A 16,055-nucleotide genomic window follows, 5' to 3' on the forward strand; every position below is an offset into this window, starting at 1 on the left:
TCGTGCTACTCGGACGAGGGCGCCTCACCCTCGTCCGTGCCGGCGGTCGCGGCCCCGTCGGCGGTCTCGTCCACGGCCACGTCGCCGTCGACTTCCTCCGCCTCGCGTCCAGCCTCGGCGTTACGGGCGATGCCGACCACGGCATCGCGCTTGCCCAGATTGATCAGTTGGACGCCCATGGTGTCACGGCCGGTCTCCCTGATCTCGTTGACTCGCGTACGAATCACACCACCCGACAGCGTGATGGCGAGGATCTCGTCGTGCTCCTCGACCACCAGCGCGCCGACCAGCGAACCGCGGTCCTCCACAATCTTGGCAGCCTTGATGCCGAGGCCGCCGCGACCCTGGACGCGGTACTCGTCGACAGCGGTCCGCTTCGCGTACCCGCCGTCTGTGGCAGTGAACACGAACGTACCGGGTCGAACAACATTCATCGAGAGCAGCTCGTCCCCCTCGCGGAAACTCATGCCCTTGACGCCCGAGGTCGCGCGGCCCATGGGACGGAGTGTGTCGTCCGTCGCCGTGAACCTGATCGACTGCGCCTTCCTGCTGATCAGCAGGAGATCGTCGTCGGCCGAGACGAGTTCGGCTCCGATCAGTTCGTCGTCGGCACCGTCCTCCTGCTCACGCAGGTTGATGGCGATCACGCCACCGGAGCGCGGGGAGTCGTAGTCCTTCAGCGACGTCTTCTTCACCAGGCCCGCCTTGGTGGCCAGGACCAGGTAGGGCATGGCCTCGTAGTCGCGGATCGCGCGGATCTGGGCAATCGTCTCGTCCGGCTGGAAGGCCAGCAGGTTCGCCACGTGCTGCCCGCGCGCGTCACGGCCGGCGTCGGGAAGCTCGTACGCCTTCACCCGGTACACGCGGCCCTTGTTGGTGAAGAACAGCAGCCAGTGGTGGGTGGTGGACACGAAGAAGTGGTTGACGATGTCGTCTTCCTTGAGCTTCGTGCCGCGAACGCCCTTGCCGCCGCGCTTCTGGGCCCGGTAGTCGTCGGTCTTGGTGCGCTTGATGTAGCCGCCGCGCGTGACCGTGACGACGATGTCCTCTTCGGCGATCAGGTCCTCGATGGACATGTCGCCCTCGTAGGGGATCAGCTTCGTCTTGCGGTCGTCGCCGTACTTCTCGACGATCGCGGCCAGTTCCTCGCTGACGATGCCTCGCTGACGGACCGGGGAGGAGAGGATCGCGTTGTACTCGCGGATCTTCGCCTGGAGTTCGTCGTGCTCCTGGACGATCTTCTGGCGCTCCAGGGCGGCCAGCCGGCGCAGCTGCATCTCCAGGATGGCGTTGGCCTGGATCTCGTCGATCTCCAGGAGGCCCATCAGGCCCCCGCGCGCGATCTCGACGGTGTCACTGCGCCGGATCAGTGCGATGACCTCGTCGATGGCGTCCAGGGCCTTCAGCAGGCCGCGCAGGATGTGCGCCCGCTCCTCGGCCTTGCGCAGCCGGAAGCGCGTACGGCGGACGATGACCTCGATCTGGTGCGTCACCCAGTGGCGGATGAACGCGTCCAGGGAGAGCGTGCGCGGCACGCCGTCGACCAGGGCCAGCATGTTGGCGCCGAAGTTGGACTGCAGGTCGGTGTGCTTGTACAGGTTGTTCAGGACGACCTTGGCGACCGCGTCCCGCTTCAGCACGATGACCAGGCGCTGACCCGTGCGGGACGACGTCTCGTCGCGCACGTCGGCGATGCCGCCGATCTTGCCGTCCTTCACCAGGTCGGCGATCTTCTGCGCGAGGTTGTCGGGGTTGGTCTGGTACGGCAGCTCCGTGACCACCAGGCACTGGCGGTTCTGGATCTCCTCGACCTCGACCACCGCGCGCATGGTGATGGAACCGCGGCCCGTGCGGTACGCCTCCTCGATGCCCTTGCGCCCCACCACGAGGGCGCCGGTCGGGAAGTCGGGGCCCTTGATGCGCTCGATCAGCGCGTCCAGGAGCTCCTCGTGGGACGCCTCGGGGTTCTCCAGGTACCACTGGGCGCCGGCCGCGACCTCGCGCAGGTTGTGCGGCGGGATGTTCGTCGCCATGCCGACCGCGATACCGGCCGAGCCGTTGATCAGCAGGTTCGGGAAGCGGGCCGGAAGGACGGTCGGCTCCTGGGAGCGGCCGTCGTAGTTGTCCGTGAAGTCGACGGTCTCCTCGTCGATGTCACGGACCATCTCCATCGACAGCGGCGCCATCTTGCATTCGGTGTAGCGCATGGCCGCCGCCGGGTCGTTGCCGGGGGAGCCGAAGTTGCCGTTGGAGTCGACGAGCGGCATCCGCATCGACCAGGGCTGGGCGAGGCGGACCAGGGCGTCGTAGATGGAGCTGTCGCCGTGCGGGTGGTAGTTGCCCATGACGTCGCCGACCACGCGCGCGCACTTGTAGAAGCCGCGCTCCGGGCGGTAGCCGCCGTCGTACATGGCGTAGAGCACGCGCCGATGGACGGGCTTGAGGCCGTCACGGACGTCGGGCAGCGCACGCGAGACGATGACGGACATCGCGTAGTCGAGGTACGAACGCTGCATCTCCGTCTCGAGCCCGACGGGCTCGACACGCATCGTCAGAGCGTCGCCCTCGGGCGTCACAGGAGTGTTCTCGTCGGTCATTGCTGGTGAAGGTCCTTCCTGGTGCGGTCAGCTGAGACCGACTCAGATGTCGAGGAAGCGGACGTCCTTGGCGTTGCGCTGGATGAACGCGCGGCGGGCCTCGACGTCCTCGCCCATCAGCACCGAGAACAGGTCGTCGGCCTGCGCGGCGTCGTCGAGCGTGACCTGGCCGAGCACACGGTGCTCCTGGTCCATGGTCGTGATGCGCAGCTCCTCGGCGTTCATCTCGCCGAGGCCCTTGAAGCGCTGTACGGAGTCCTCACGGATGCGCTTGCCCGCGTTGCGGCCCATCTCGATCAGCGCGTCGCGCTCGCGGTCGGAGTACGCGTACTCGAAGTCGTCCCGGCCCCACTTGATCTTGTACAGCGGCGGGCGGGACAGGTACACGTGCCCGGACTCGACGAGCGGCCGCATGAAGCGGAACAGGAAGGTCAGCAGCAGGGTGTTGATGTGCTGGCCGTCGACGTCGGCGTCCGCCATCAGAATGATCTTGTGATAGCGGAGCTTCTCGATGTCGAAGTCCTCGTGCACACCCGTGCCGAACGCGGAGATCATCGCCTGGATCTCCTGGTTCTGCAGGATCCGGTCGATGCGCGCCTTCTCGACGTTGAGGATCTTGCCGCGGATCGGGAGGATCGCCTGGTATTGCGGGTTGCGGCCGGACTTGGCCGAACCGCCGGCGGAGTCGCCCTCGACGATGAAGATCTCGCACTTGGTCGGATCGTTCGACTGGCAGTCGGACAGTTTGCCCGGCAGCGACGCCGACTCCAGTAGACCCTTGCGACGGGTGAGGTCACGGGCCTTGCGGGCCGCCACACGCGCGGTGGCCGCCTGGATGCCCTTGCGGATGATGTCCGCGGCCTCGTTCGGGTTGCGGTCGAGCCAGTCGGTGAGGTGCTCGTAGACGACCTTCTGGACGAAGGTCTTCACCTCGGTGTTGCCCAGCTTCGTCTTCGTCTGACCCTCGAACTGGGGCTCGCCCAGCTTCACCGAGATGATCGCGGTCAGACCCTCGCGGATGTCGTCACCCGTGAGGTTGTCGTCCTTCTCCCGCAGCAGCTTCTTGTCCCGCGCGTACTTGTTGATCAGCGAGGTGAGCGCCGCGCGGAAGCCCTCCTCGTGCGTACCGCCCTCGTGCGTGTGGATGATGTTGGCGAACGAGTACACACCCTCGGTGTAGCCGCCGTTCCACTGCATCGCCACCTCGAGGGACAGGCTCTTGTCCTTGTCCTCGGCCTCGAGGTCGATCACGCTGGGGTGCACCAGCTCTCCCTTGCGGGAGTTGAGGTACTTCACGAAGTCGACGATGCCGCCCTCGTAGTGGTACGAGACGGCCTTGACCTCGTTCTTCTCGTCCTCGCCCGCCTCGTCCGCGCCGGCGGTGGCCTTCGCCGACTCGCGCTCGTCGGTGAGGTTGATCTTCAGGCCCTTGTTGAGGAAGGCCATCTCCTGGAAGCGCCGGGACAGCGTCTCGAAGGAGTAGTCCGTGGTCTCGAAGATGTCGCCGTCGGCCCAGAAGGTGACCGCCGTGCCGGTCTCCTCGGTGGCCTCGTGCCGTGCGAGCGGCGCCGTGGGGACGCCCAGCTTGTACTCCTGCGTCCAGCGGTGGCCGTCGGTCCTGACCTCCACCGCGACCCTGGTGGACAGGGCGTTGACGACGGAGACGCCCACGCCGTGCAGACCACCGGAGACCGCGTAGCCGCCGCCGCCGAACTTGCCGCCCGCGTGCAGCACGGTCAGCACGACCTCGAGGGCCGGCTTCCCCTCGGAGGGGACGATGCCCACCGGGATGCCTCGGCCGTTGTCCACGACCCGGACGCCGCCGTCGGCGAGGATCGTGACGTCGATGGTGTCCGCGTGTCCGGCCAGCGCCTCGTCGACGGAGTTGTCCACGACCTCCTGCACCAGGTGGTGCAGTCCGCGTTCACCGGTCGAGCCGATGTACATACCGGGTCGCTTGCGGACCGCGTCCAGACCCTCGAGGACGGTGATGGCACTGGCGTCGTACGAGGCGGAACCCTCGCCGTGCGAGGTGCTCACCGCGTCGTTCACGCCGGTGTCGGTGGACGGATTGTTCTCGTTGGGGTTGCCGGAATCGGCCACGAAGCGCCCTTTCTGGCACAGCACGAGCCGGGCTCGTCGGCAGGTTGCCGGAGCGGCTGCGGCATGTTGCGTTGGTAAGCCTTGCTCAGCGTTGCTCAGCTAGTCCCGGACGGTCCCCACGTTCGGGGCGGGATTGTCTTCCAGTCTACCGGTAGCACTGACATCGATGGGGGTTTGCCGGTACCTGCGTTCGCATGTGCCGCCCTCAACCGGCCTCGTCCGACTCCCGATATAGGGAAGGGGGCTCCAAGAGCCCCACGAGGGCACTCAGCGCTTCCGGCCGTCAACCCTTGGCTACTTAGGAGTCAGGTGGCGATTCGCAACCGCGTGCGGCCTTGCGACGAAACGGGCACCGGCGGCACGACAGCACCGGTGAGAACCCCTGATGTGATGTCCATCACGTCTTACTGACGGGCCCGGAACGGCCGCCGGATCACCCGTACGTGTCCCCCGGACCCATGCTTCCGGGAGCGCGCAGAGGCCCGAACCGACGGGTGGGACCACCGGGACCGATGACCTTGATCAGCCGCACGGTGCCGTGCCCCAGATCCTCGTTCAGACGCGCGACCAGGGTCGGCGCGAGCAGCCGCAGATTCGTCGCCCACGCCGTGGAGTCACAGCGCACGACCAGCACCCGCTCGTCCTCGTCGTACCGCTCCGGCTCGCAGTGCTTGGCCACGTCCTCGCCGACGATCTCCGGCCAGCGCCCCATCACCCCGCCCACCGCGGCGGGCGCCTCCCAGCCGCGCTCGGCGAGCAGCCGGTTGATCGCGGGGCCGAGCGCCATCGGATCGCGCCGGTCGGCACGCGCGCCGGAACGCAGACCCCCGCGCCGGACCTGCTTCCGCTGCTGCGCCGCGTCCCCACGCGCGCGCGCCGCCTCCTTCGCCGCGCGCAACGCCACGCGCGCGAGGTCGACACCGGACGGCTCGGGGGCACTGCCGACACCGGTTCCGGGCGTGGACTGGTCGCTCATACGCGTTCCACCGTCCCCTCGGCCACGGTGAATCGGGTACCCGCCAGCACATGGGGTACGTCGTCGTCGACGGCCGCGGTCACCAGCACCTGCTCGCCGGGCGCCACCAGCTCCGCCAGCCGCTCCCGGCGCCGCGTGTCCAGTTCGGCGAAGACGTCGTCGAGCACCAGCACCGGCTCGTTGCCCTCCGCGCGCAGCAGGTCGTACGAGGCGAGACGCAGCGCCAGCGCGTACGACCAGGACTCACCGTGCGAGGCGTAGCCCTTGGCCGGCAACTGGCCCAGCTTCAGCAGCAGATCGTCACGGTGCGGGCCGACCAGGGTGACGCCCCGTTCGATCTCCTGCTTGCGCGCCTCCGTGAGGGCGCCCATCAGCTGCTCGTACAGATCCTCACGCGTGTGTGCCTCGCCGGGCGCGGACGGCCGGTACTCCAGGGCGACCGGGCCGCCGCCCGGCGCCAGCTGTTCGTACGCCTTGTCGGCCAGCGGCTGGAGCGCGCCGATCAGATCCAGCCGCCGCGCCAGCAGCTCGGCACCCGCCTGTGCGAGGTGCTGGTCCCATACGTCCAGGGTCGACAGATCCAGGGTGCGGCCGCCGTGCCGGCGGGCCAGCGCGGCCGACTTCAGCAGTGTGTTGCGCTGCTTGAGCACCCGGTCGTAGTCGGAGCGCACACCCGCCATGCGCGGGGAGCGCGCGGTGATCAGCTCGTCCAGGAACCGGCGCCGCTCGCCGGGGTCGCCCTTGATCAGGGCGAGGTCCTCGGGCGCGAACAGCACCGTACGGACGATCCCCAACACGTCCCGGGGCCTGACCTGCGAGGACCTGTTGATCCGAGCGCGGTTGGCGCGGCCCGGGTTCAGTTCCAGCTCGATCAGCTGCTGCCGCTCGCCCTGCCGGACCTGGGCGCGGATGATCGCCCGGTCGGCTCCCATGCGGACCAGCGGGGCGTCGGAGGAGACCCGGTGGCTGCCCAGGGTGGCGAGGTAGCCGACGGCCTCGACCAGGTTCGTCTTGCCCTGCCCGTTGGGCCCGACGAAGGCCGTCACCCCGGGGTCGAGCGGGACCTCGACCCCGGGGTAGGACCGGAAATCGGCCAGCGACAGATGCGTGACGTGCATGGTCGTTCCGCCGACCTCCCCGGCGTCGCGGACCGCGGAAGCGGTCCTGGATACGGTCCTGTGGATACGGGACGTGCCCTGTGGACTACTTCTTCTCGACCGCGTGGCCGCCGAACTGGTTGCGCAGCGCCGCGATCATCTTCATCTGCGGCGAGTCCTCCTGACGGGAGGCGAACCGCGCGAACAGCGAGGCGGTGATCGCCGGCAGCGGGACCGCGTTGTCGATGGCGGCCTCCACAGTCCAGCGTCCCTCACCGGAGTCCTGTGCATAACCCCGGAGCCCGTCCAGGTGCTGGTCCTCGTCGAGCGCGTTGACCGCGAGGTCGAGCAGCCAGGAGCGGATCACGGTGCCCTCCTGCCAGGAGCGGAACACCTCGCGGACGTTGTCGACGGAGTCGACCTTCTCCAGGAGTTCCCAGCCCTCGGCGTAGGCCTGCATCATGGCGTACTCGATGCCGTTGTGGACCATCTTCGCGAAGTGGCCCGCGCCGACCTTGCCCGCGTGCACCGCGCCGAGGTCGCCCTCCGGCTTGAGGGCGTCGAAGACCGGCTGCACCCTGGCGACGTTCTCCTCGTCGCCGCCGTACATCAGCGCGTAGCCGTTCTCCAGGCCCCAGACGCCGCCGGAGACGCCGCAGTCGACGAAGCCGATGCCCTTGGCCGCCAGCTCCTCCGCGTGCCTCTCGTCGTCCGTCCAGCGGGAGTTGCCGCCGTCCACGACGACGTCACCCGGCTCGAGCAGCTCCGCGAGCTCGTCGATCGTGGACTGGGTCGGCTCGCCGGCCGGAACCATCACCCACACCACACGGGGGCCGCTGAGCTTGCCCACAAGCTCCCGCAGGCTGCGGACGTCGGCGAGGTCCGGGTTGCGGTCGAATCCGAGGACGGTGTGACCCGCGCGGCGAATCCGCTCGCGCATGTTGCCGCCCATCTTGCCGAGGCCGACGAGACCGAGCTCCATCAGTTGTGATCCTTAGGTATGCGACGTGACGGCACGTACGTGCCGGCGTCCGAGCCTAAACCCGGACGCTCGCGCACATCTGTGGGCATACGCGCTCAAACGCTGCCCTCACCTGCGGCTTTGCCCGGTACGACGCTCAGCCGCCGCCGCATCGACATAGCCGCCGGTCCTGTGAGGGAGGCCCCCACAGGACCGGCGGCGGCAGGTCAGCCGCTGAGCCGCACCGGCATACTGCGGCCTTGTGGGGGCCGACCCCCACACCCCCAGCAGCCACCGCGGCGGGGGCAGGTCAGCCGCTGAGCCGCACCGGCATGATCAGGTACTTGTAGGCGTCGTCCGCCTCCGCGTCCACCGCCGGGCGGCCGCTGAGCAGCGCCGGCTTGGTCGACGTGGTGAAGGACAGCTGGGCGACCGGGGAGTCGATGGCGCTCAGGCCGTCCAGCAGGAACGTCGGGTTGAAGGCGATCGAGATGTCGTCGCCCTCCAACTGGGCGTCGACCCTTTCCACAGCCTGTGCGTCGTCGCTGGAACCGGCCTCCAGAATGAGCACACCCTGTTCGAAGCTCAGCCGCACCGGAGTGTTGCGCTCGGCGACCAGGGCGACGCGCTTGACGGCCTCCACGAAGGGCGCGGTCTCGATCACGGCAACGCTGTTGAACTCGGTCGGGAACAGCGTGCGGTACTTCGGGAGGTCGCCCTCCAGCAGCCGCGTGGTGGTACGGCGGCCGGCGCCCTCGAAACCGATCAGGCCCTCACCCGCCCCCGAGCCGGACAGCGCCAGGATCACCTGGTCACCACTGGTCAGCGCCTTGGCGGTGTCCTGGAGCGTCTTGGCGGGCACCAGGGCGACCGCGGAGACCTCCGGGTTCTCCGGCTTCCACAGGAACTCGCGGACCGCAAAGCGGTAGCGGTCGGTGGAGGCCAGCGTGACGGTGTCGCCCTCGATCTCGATGCGCACACCGGTGAGGACGGGCAGCGTGTCGTCACGGCCGGCCGCGATGGCGACCTGCTGCACGGCGGAGGCGAAGACCTCGCCGGGGACCGTACCCGTCGCGTTCGGCATCTGCGGCAGGGCCGGGTACTCCTCCACAGGCAGTGTGTGGAGGGTGAACCGCGAGGAGCCGCACACCACCGTCGCCCGTACACCGTCGGTGGAGATCTCCACCGGCCGGTTGGGGAGGGCGCGGGAGATGTCGGCCAGCAGCCGGCCCGAGACGAGGACGGTGCCCTCCTCCTCGACCTCCGCCTCCACCGACACCCGCGCGGAGACCTCGTAGTCGAAGCTGGACAGGCTCAGCTGGCCGTTCTCGGCCTTCAGGAGCAGGCCGGCGAGGACAGGGGCCGGCGGACGGGCCGGAAGGCTGCGAGCCGCCCAGGCCACTGCCTCCGCGAGTACGTCGCGTTCCACCCGGATCTTCACTGTTGCCGCCTCCTGCTGTTGCCGGCGCTTCTCGCCCTGCCTGGCTTCGTCGTCTGACTCGGTGTCGTCGGCCCTGTGGCGGGAAGGACACCGGGGACCAGTCTGACGCACCGCACTGACAGTAGGTGCCCCTCGGGGTCAAGTCGTGACGAGTGGCAGTCGGGGTCGAGACAGCGAGTTGTGCACAGGACCCGCTTCGAAACGAATTCCTCACTCTCTCTAGTTGGGAGTAGTAGTAGGGCCTGTGGATACCGTGGATAACCTCGTTTTCGCAGGTCAGGCCATAGATTTTGTCCACCGGCCCTGTGGGCGGAGCCCGTGGAAAACCGGGCGTCTCTGTGGAGAACAGAAAGTTCTGCACATGCCGTGCACAGGGAGGGCCGAGTTCTCCCCAGCTCCGTCCCCAGGTATGCGAGGTTTTCCCACAGGCCCCAGAGGCAGCTTGGTGTGACGCCTTTCACTCGCGACGGTGAGAGGGCGCGTCACGTTGCCGAACAGTGGACAGGCATGTGGAGAAGTGGCCGATCGCTGGGGACAACCGGCCCCAGCCTGTGGGTTGCCCGTGGACAACTTGATGCACAGCCTGTGGATCTCCGGATTGTCCACAGGCTGTGGAGATCGTTCGTCCACGTTTCCACAGTCGGTTGACCTGGCCAGATGGTTCCTCGACAGCCTGCCCTGTGGACAGGATCGGGACAACTTCCCGATCCCCAGGATGTGGACGCGAAAAAGTCGCCGAATCTGTGGAGGAAGGCCGTAACCCCGCCCCGAAATCGAACAGCGCGGTCGTGCCGTGGCGGTCGGCGCGGGGACGGGAAGGGCGTCCGAGGGCACGCGGAGTGCCCCCTGCGGGCCGGATGGTGGTCCGCGGACGCCCTTCGGGCGGTCCGGGGCGGCTCACGGGCGGCCTCACGGGCTCCGCGGTGCACAGGCTGTGCACCGCAGAGCCGGAGCACGGAGAAGGGCGTCCCCGGACCGTTCCAGGGACGCCCTCGGTGAAGCCGGTCCGCTCAGCCGGCCTTGATGCGGTTGGTGAGCTCGGTGACCTGGTTGTAGATGGAGCGCCGCTCGGCCATCAGATTGCGGATCTTGCGGTCGGCGTGCATCACCGTCGTATGGTCGCGGCCGCCGAACAGCGCGCCGATCTTCGGCAGCGACAGGTCCGTCAGCTCGCGGCACAGGTACATGGCGATCTGGCGGGCCGTCACCAGCTGACGGCCCCGGGAACTGCCGCACAGATCCTCGACGGTGAGGCCGAAGTAGTCGGCGGTCGCACCCATGATGGCGGTAGAGGTGATCTCCGGCGTCGAGTCGTCGCCGCCGGGCATCAGGTCCTTGAGGACGATCTCCGTCAGGCCCAGGTCGACCGGCTGTCGGTTGAGCGAGGCGAACGCCGTCACCCGGATCAGCGCGCCCTCCAGCTCACGGATGTTCCGCGAGATCCGGGAGGCGATGAACTCCAGCACCTCCGGCGGCGCGTTGAGCTGCTCCTGTACCGCCTTCTTGCGCAGGATCGCGATACGTGTCTCCAGCTCCGGCGGCTGGACGTCGGTGATCAGACCCCACTCGAAACGGTTCCGCAGCCGGTCCTCCAGGGTGACCAGCTGTTTGGGCGGCCGGTCGCTGGAGAGCACGATCTGCTTGTTGGCGTTGTGGAGAGTGTTGAAGGTGTGGAAGAACTCCTCCTGCGTCGACTCCTTGTCCGCCAGGAACTGGATGTCGTCGACGAGCAGGATGTCCATCTCGCGGTAGCGCTTGCGGAAGCTGTCGCCCTTGCCGTCGCGGATGGAGTTGATGAACTCGTTGGTGAACTCCTCGGAGCTCACGTACCGCACGCGCGTGCCGGGATAGAGGCTCCGCGCGTAGTGCCCGATCGCGTGCAGCAGATGCGTCTTGCCGAGTCCCGACTCCCCGTAGATGAACAGCGGGTTGTAGGCCTTCGCGGGTGCCTCGGCGACCGCGACCGCGGCCGCGTGGGCGAAACGGTTGGACGCGCCGATGACGAACGTGTCGAAGAGGTACTTCGGGTTCAGCCGCGCGGTCGGCTCCCCGGGGCCGGCGGCCGGGGCGGGCTGCGCCGCCAACGGGCCGGGTGCGCCGGTGGTGGGCAGGTTCGGGCCGACGGGGCCGCCGCGGTGGACGTGGCCGGAGCCGGACGGCGGCTCGGACCGGTCGCGTCGCGCGTCGCGGCGGTCGTAGTCGCCGCGCGGTGTGTCGTAGTCCGAGCGCTGCTGGTCGTAGGGCGGCCGGTCCATGGGCTGCGGTCGGTAGTCCGGTGCGGGCGAGCTGCCGCCGTACGCGTCCGGTGAGCCGTAGGCGTCCTGCGGGGGCGTGGCGTACGGGTCCCGCTCGGGGAAGCCGAGGCGCTGCTGCTGCCAGCCGTAATCGTCCTGCGCCGGCCGGGGCCAGGTGCCGGGTTCCGGGCGCTGGTACTCGGCCGGGTAGGCGGGGCGGGCGGTGGGGAGCTGATCGCCGGAGGGGCCCTGCTGCTGGTCGCGGCGGCGGCCGTATCCCTCGTAGCCGTCGTACCCGTCGTAGGGCTCGCGCTCCTGCCGGTCGGGCCGCTCGAGGTGGTCGGGGCGGCCGGCCGGGAGCTCGGGCTCCTCGTAGCGCGGCTGCGGGCGGGGCGCCGGAGGGGGGGAGGGGTCGCCGACGGTGTCGTCGACGGTGATCGCGATGCGGATCGGACGGCCGCACTCGCGGCTCAGGGTCTCGCTGACGACAGGGGCGAGACGGCCTTCGAGTACGCCCTTCGCGAACTCGTTGGGTACGGCGAGCAGGGCGGTGTCGGCGACCAGGGCCAGCGGCTGGCAGCGCCGGATCCAGTGCTCGTCCTTGCCCTCGACTCCCTGCCCGCGGCCTTCTCCGAGGAGTTGCTCGAGTACGCGTGGCCACACTGCGGCAAGATCGGCAGGTACGTCAGCCACAGGGCACGCTCTCTCACGGGGTCCCTCGATCGTGTGATGCGAAGGACGGATCGGGATGTAAATCGGGTGGTGGAGGGTCAAGGGAACGAATCGGAGTCCAGTCACGGTAGTCAGCGCGACGGGTACGGTTCAAGTTGTTGTCCCCAGGCTGTGGACAAGTGTCCCCCGGTCGTCGTCGGTTTGACCGAATGGCGCAGCCGCGCGTACCGTAACCAAGTCGAGTTGTCGATGGCTGCTGCCGCCTGCCTCCGATGGGCACAGATCGCGCAAGATGATCGGTCAGCGGTGCACTCGGGCGTAACGCGAGCTACTCGTGGGCGCACGGTGACAGCCAGGACGGCACCCCGCAAAAACCGATTCTTTTCTGGAGCCCCCGAGTGAGCAAGCGCACCTTCCAGCCGAACAACCGTCGCCGCGCCAAGACCCACGGCTTCCGGCTGCGTATGCGCACCCGTGCCGGCCGCGCGATTCTCGCGTCCCGCCGTGGCAAGGGTCGCACCCGTCTGTCCGCCTGATCCCGGTCAGGTCATGACGTCGTGCTGCCCACCGAGAACCGGCTGAGGCGGCGCGAGGACTTCGCGACCGCGGTACGACGAGGACGCCGGGCAGGAAGCCGGCATCTCGTCGTCCACCTACGTAGCGGTGCCACGGACCCGCATGCGCCTGGGGAGAGCGCTCCCCTGTCGCGTGCGGGTTTCGTCGTGAGCAAAGCCGTGGGTGGCGCGGTGGTGCGCAACAAAGTGAAGCGAAGGCTTCGTCATCTGATGCGCGAGCGAGTCGGCCTGCTGCCCCCCGGTAGCCTGGTAGTCGTACGAGCGCTGCCCGGTGCGGGTGACGCCGACCATGCAGAACTGGCCCGAGACCTGGACGCCGCCCTGCGGCGGCTGCTGGGAGGGGGCGCGCGATGAAGTATCCGCTACTGGCCCTGATCAAGATCTACCAGTGGACGATCAGCCCCCTGCTGGGGCCGGTGTGCAAGTACTACCCGTCGTGTTCCCACTACGGCTACACGGCCATCGACCGGCACGGTGCCGTCAAGGGCACGGTACTTACGGCCTGGCGCATCCTGCGCTGCAATCCGTGGTCGCTGGGCGGTGTGGACCATGTCCCGCCGCGCAAGCGCCCGCGGTGGCACGAAATGCTGCGTGACGCCTGGCGTGCACGCAGGGGCGGGACCTCCGCCGCCGAACCGGCCACCGAAGGGCGGACCTCTCCCACAGGCCCGCCGAGTTCTTCGAGCCCGGCCGCAGAGACCCCGTCCCATGCCCAAGGAGCATGATTAGTGGACACGATTGCCAGCCTCTTCAGCTTCATCACGACACCTGTCTCCTGGGTCATCGTCCAGTTCCACAGCGTGTACGGCGCCATCTTCGGCCCTGACACCGGCTGGGCCTGGGGCCTGTCCATCGTGTCCCTGGTGATTCTGATCCGTATCTGCCTGATCCCGCTCTTCGTGAAGCAGATCAAGGCGACCCGCGCGATGCAGACGCTCCAGCCGGAGATGAAGAAGATCCAGGAGCGCTACAAGAACGACCGGCAGCGCCAGTCCGAAGAGATGATGAAGCTGTACAAGGAGACGGGCACCAACCCGCTCTCCTCGTGCCTTCCCATCCTGGCCCAGTCGCCGTTCTTCTTCGCTCTGTACCACGTGCTCAACGGCATCGCGTCGGGTGACACCGTCGGTGTGATCAACGACCGTCTGCTGGAGAGCGCGCAGAAGGCCCACATCTTCGGTGCCCCGCTCGCGGCGAAGTTCACGGACAGCGCGGACAAGGTCGAGGCCCTCAACTCCTCGCTGACCGATGTCCGGGTCGTCACGGCGATCATGATCGTCCTGATGTCGCTGTCGCAGTTCTACACACAGCGCCAGCTGATGACGAAGAACGTCGACACCACGGTGAAGACGCCGTTCATGCAGCAGCAGAAGATGCTGATGTACGTCTTCCCCGTCATCTTCGCCGTCTTCGGCATCAACTTCCCGGTCGGTGTCCTCGTCTACTGGCTGACCACCAACGTGTGGACCATGGGCCAGCAGATGTACGTCATCCACAACAATCCCACGCCGGGTTCCAAGGCGCAGGCCGCCTACCTGGAGCGCCTCACCAAGCACGTCACCCATCACGGCAAGACCCGCAACCGTCGTGAGCGGGCGATCGTCAAGGCGATCGTCGCCAAGGGCCGGGACCGCAACGATCACGAGCGCAAGTTCATCAACGGTCTGAACAAGGCCGGGTTCGCGGCTCAGGCCGACGGCATGGTGATCAAGGGCGAGAGCGCGGTCGCCGCTCAGTCCGAGGACGGTACGCCGACCACCGGGGCAGCCGCCAAGCGGCAGCAGCCCAAGCGGCAGTCCAAGTCCCAGCGCCAGACCGGCCCGGCCAAGGCCGCCGGTGAGCCCACCTCGCTGACCAAGTCCGACGAGCCCGAGGACGCCAAGCCGGCCGCTCCTGCCAAGAAGGACAACGCCAAGTCCACCGGCAGTACACGCAGCAAGGCCCAGTCCGGTCAGCGCAAGGGTCCGCAGCGGCCCAAGTCCCCGTCCAAGAAGTAAGAAGGAGTCCATCCCGTGACGGAAGGCACCACCACCTCCGCCGCCGCCGAGGGTGCAGACACCCTGACCCGCCTGGAGCAGGAGGGCGAGATCGCGGCGGACTACCTGGAGGGTCTGCTCGACATCGCCGACCTCGACGGTGACATCGACATGGACGTCGAGGCCGACCGTGCCTCCGTCTCGATCATCAGCGACGCGGGCGGCCGTGACCTGCAGAAGCTGGTGGGCCGTGAGGGTGAGGTACTGGAGGCGCTCCAGGAACTCACACGTCTGGCCGTCCATCGGGAGACCGGGGACCGCAGCCGTCTCATGCTCGACATCGCCGGTTACCGGGCCAAGAAGCGTACCGAGCTGTCCGAGCTGGGCGCCAAGGCCGCGGCCGAGGCGAAGAGCAGCGGCCAGGCCGTGAAGCTGGACGCGATGACGCCCTTCGAGCGGAAGGTCGTGCACGACGCGGTCAAGGCGGCCGGTCTGCGCAGTGAGTCGGAGGGCGAGGAGCCGCAGCGCTTCGTCGTCGTGCTTCCCGCCTGATCGGCTCTACGTTCCATCGGCCCCGTCTGTTGCGCAGGCGGGGCCGAATTTTGTCAGCCTGATAGTTCTGTGTTCTGGTGTCGGCGCCCGATGTCGGCACGGTACGGAAGGACGGTTCCCCCGTGACCGAGGCAGCGGAGCTTCCCCCCGCGCCCGAGCAGGCGCGCGAGGTGTTCGGTGATCGCTTCACCGATGCGGTCCGCTACGCGGAGCTGCTCGCCGAGACGGGCGTGCAGCGCGGCCTGATCGGGCCGCGTGAAGTGCCCCGCCTCTGGGAGCGGCATCTGCTGAACTGCGCGGTGCTCTCGGAGGTCGTGCCCGAGGGCGTCACGGTCTGCGATGTGGGCTCGGGTGCCGGTCTGCCCGGCATTCCCCTGGCGTTGGTCCGCGACGACCTCAAGATCACACTTCTGGAGCCATTGCTCCGGCGCACCAACTTCCTGACCGAGGTCGTGGAACTGCTCGGTCTGGATCATGTGACGGTCGTACGCGGCCGGGCCGAAGAGGTCATGGGAAAGCTCACTCCGGTGCATGTGGTGACCGCTCGTGCCGTGGCTCCGCTCGACCGTCTCGCCACGTGGGGCATTCCCCTGCTGAGGCCCTACGGCGAGATGCTGGCCCTCAAGGGCGACACCGCCGAGGAAGAACTGAAGAGCGCGGCGACGGCGTTGAGCAAGCTCGGCGCCGTGGAGACATCGATCGTGCATGTGGGCGAAGGCGTCGTGGACCCGATGTCCACGGTGGTACGGGTCGAGGTCGGGGAGAGCCCGGGCGGAGTGCGGTTCGCGGCGAAGCGTGCGAAGGCCGCCCGCACGGGACGAGTCCGGCGCCGACGCTGACAGCGCACGCGTCCGAGTCGGGGGGTGATCTT

At 68.2% G+C, this 16,055-nt stretch carries 13 protein-coding genes; 6 read left to right on the forward strand and 7 right to left on the reverse strand.

The genetic code is table 11. From position 1 onward, the window contains the following. Positions 1–5: 5 nt before the first annotated feature. The 7 genes from gyrA to dnaA form a co-directional block, all read right to left on the reverse strand. Positions 6–2,597 (reverse strand): DNA gyrase subunit A, encoded by a 2,592-nt coding sequence (gene gyrA, locus ACGFR9_RS22450; RefSeq protein ID WP_393211414.1) that lies wholly within the window; start codon positions 2,595–2,597, stop codon positions 6–8. Positions 2,598–2,639: 42 nt separating this feature from the next. Beyond that, on the reverse strand, positions 2,640–4,700 hold the full coding sequence (gene gyrB, locus ACGFR9_RS22455) for a DNA topoisomerase (ATP-hydrolyzing) subunit B (protein ID WP_393211417.1): 2,061 nt from the start codon (positions 4,698–4,700) through the stop codon (positions 2,640–2,642). A gap of 433 nt (positions 4,701–5,133) precedes the next feature. Then, positions 5,134–5,676, reverse strand: coding sequence for a DUF721 domain-containing protein (locus ACGFR9_RS22460; RefSeq protein WP_393211420.1), 543 nt, complete (start codon positions 5,674–5,676; stop codon positions 5,134–5,136). Beyond that, positions 5,673–6,794, reverse strand: coding sequence for a DNA replication/repair protein RecF (gene recF / locus ACGFR9_RS22465; protein ID WP_393211423.1), 1,122 nt, complete (start codon positions 6,792–6,794; stop codon positions 5,673–5,675). The genes ACGFR9_RS22460 and recF overlap by 4 nt, the downstream gene beginning before the upstream one ends. A gap of 85 nt (positions 6,795–6,879) precedes the next feature. Beyond that, entirely contained in the window at positions 6,880–7,755 is an 876-nt protein-coding gene (gnd, locus tag ACGFR9_RS22470) for a phosphogluconate dehydrogenase (NAD(+)-dependent, decarboxylating) (protein ID WP_393211426.1), read from the reverse strand. 289 nt (positions 7,756–8,044) lie between these two features. Beyond that, positions 8,045–9,175 carry a DNA polymerase III subunit beta gene (dnaN, locus tag ACGFR9_RS22475; protein WP_030215404.1) on the reverse strand — a complete coding sequence of 377 codons (1,131 nt, stop codon included), beginning with the start codon at positions 9,173–9,175 and terminating at the stop codon, positions 8,045–8,047. Between the two features lie 1,010 nt (positions 9,176–10,185). Continuing rightward, positions 10,186–12,102 carry a chromosomal replication initiator protein DnaA gene (gene dnaA / locus ACGFR9_RS22480; protein ID WP_393211428.1) on the reverse strand — a complete coding sequence of 639 codons (1,917 nt, stop codon included), beginning with the start codon at positions 12,100–12,102 and terminating at the stop codon, positions 10,186–10,188. 377 nt (positions 12,103–12,479) lie between these two features. Here dnaA and rpmH point away from each other — a divergent pair, with 377 nt between their 5' ends. The 6 genes from rpmH (at position 12,480) to rsmG (ending at position 16,023) form a co-directional block, all read left to right on the forward strand. Then, on the forward strand, positions 12,480–12,617 hold the full coding sequence (rpmH, locus tag ACGFR9_RS22485) for a 50S ribosomal protein L34 (RefSeq protein WP_030215407.1): 138 nt from the start codon (positions 12,480–12,482) through the stop codon (positions 12,615–12,617). 21 nt (positions 12,618–12,638) lie between these two features. Continuing rightward, a complete protein-coding gene (gene rnpA, locus ACGFR9_RS22490) occupies positions 12,639–13,010 on the forward strand; it encodes a ribonuclease P protein component (protein ID WP_393211431.1) in 372 nt (123 codons plus the stop codon). Next, complete coding sequence (gene yidD / locus ACGFR9_RS22495; protein ID WP_311641595.1) at positions 13,007–13,381, forward strand: membrane protein insertion efficiency factor YidD; 375 nt, start codon at positions 13,007–13,009, stop codon at positions 13,379–13,381. The genes rnpA and yidD overlap by 4 nt, the downstream gene beginning before the upstream one ends. 3 nt (positions 13,382–13,384) lie before the next feature. Continuing rightward, positions 13,385–14,653, forward strand: a complete 1,269-nt coding sequence (yidC, locus tag ACGFR9_RS22500; protein WP_393211434.1) for a membrane protein insertase YidC — start codon at positions 13,385–13,387, stop codon at positions 14,651–14,653. 15 nt (positions 14,654–14,668) lie between these two features. After that, a complete protein-coding gene (locus tag ACGFR9_RS22505) occupies positions 14,669–15,184 on the forward strand; it encodes a protein jag (protein ID WP_393211437.1) in 516 nt (171 codons plus the stop codon). Positions 15,185–15,306: 122 nt separating this feature from the next. Next, complete coding sequence (gene rsmG, locus ACGFR9_RS22510; protein WP_030215416.1) at positions 15,307–16,023, forward strand: 16S rRNA (guanine(527)-N(7))-methyltransferase RsmG; 717 nt, start codon at positions 15,307–15,309, stop codon at positions 16,021–16,023. Positions 16,024–16,055 lie beyond the last annotated feature (32 nt).

The organism is Streptomyces sp. NPDC048584 (genome assembly GCF_043199595.1).
GTDB lineage: Bacteria > Actinomycetota > Actinomycetes > Streptomycetales > Streptomycetaceae > Streptomyces > Streptomyces edwardsiae.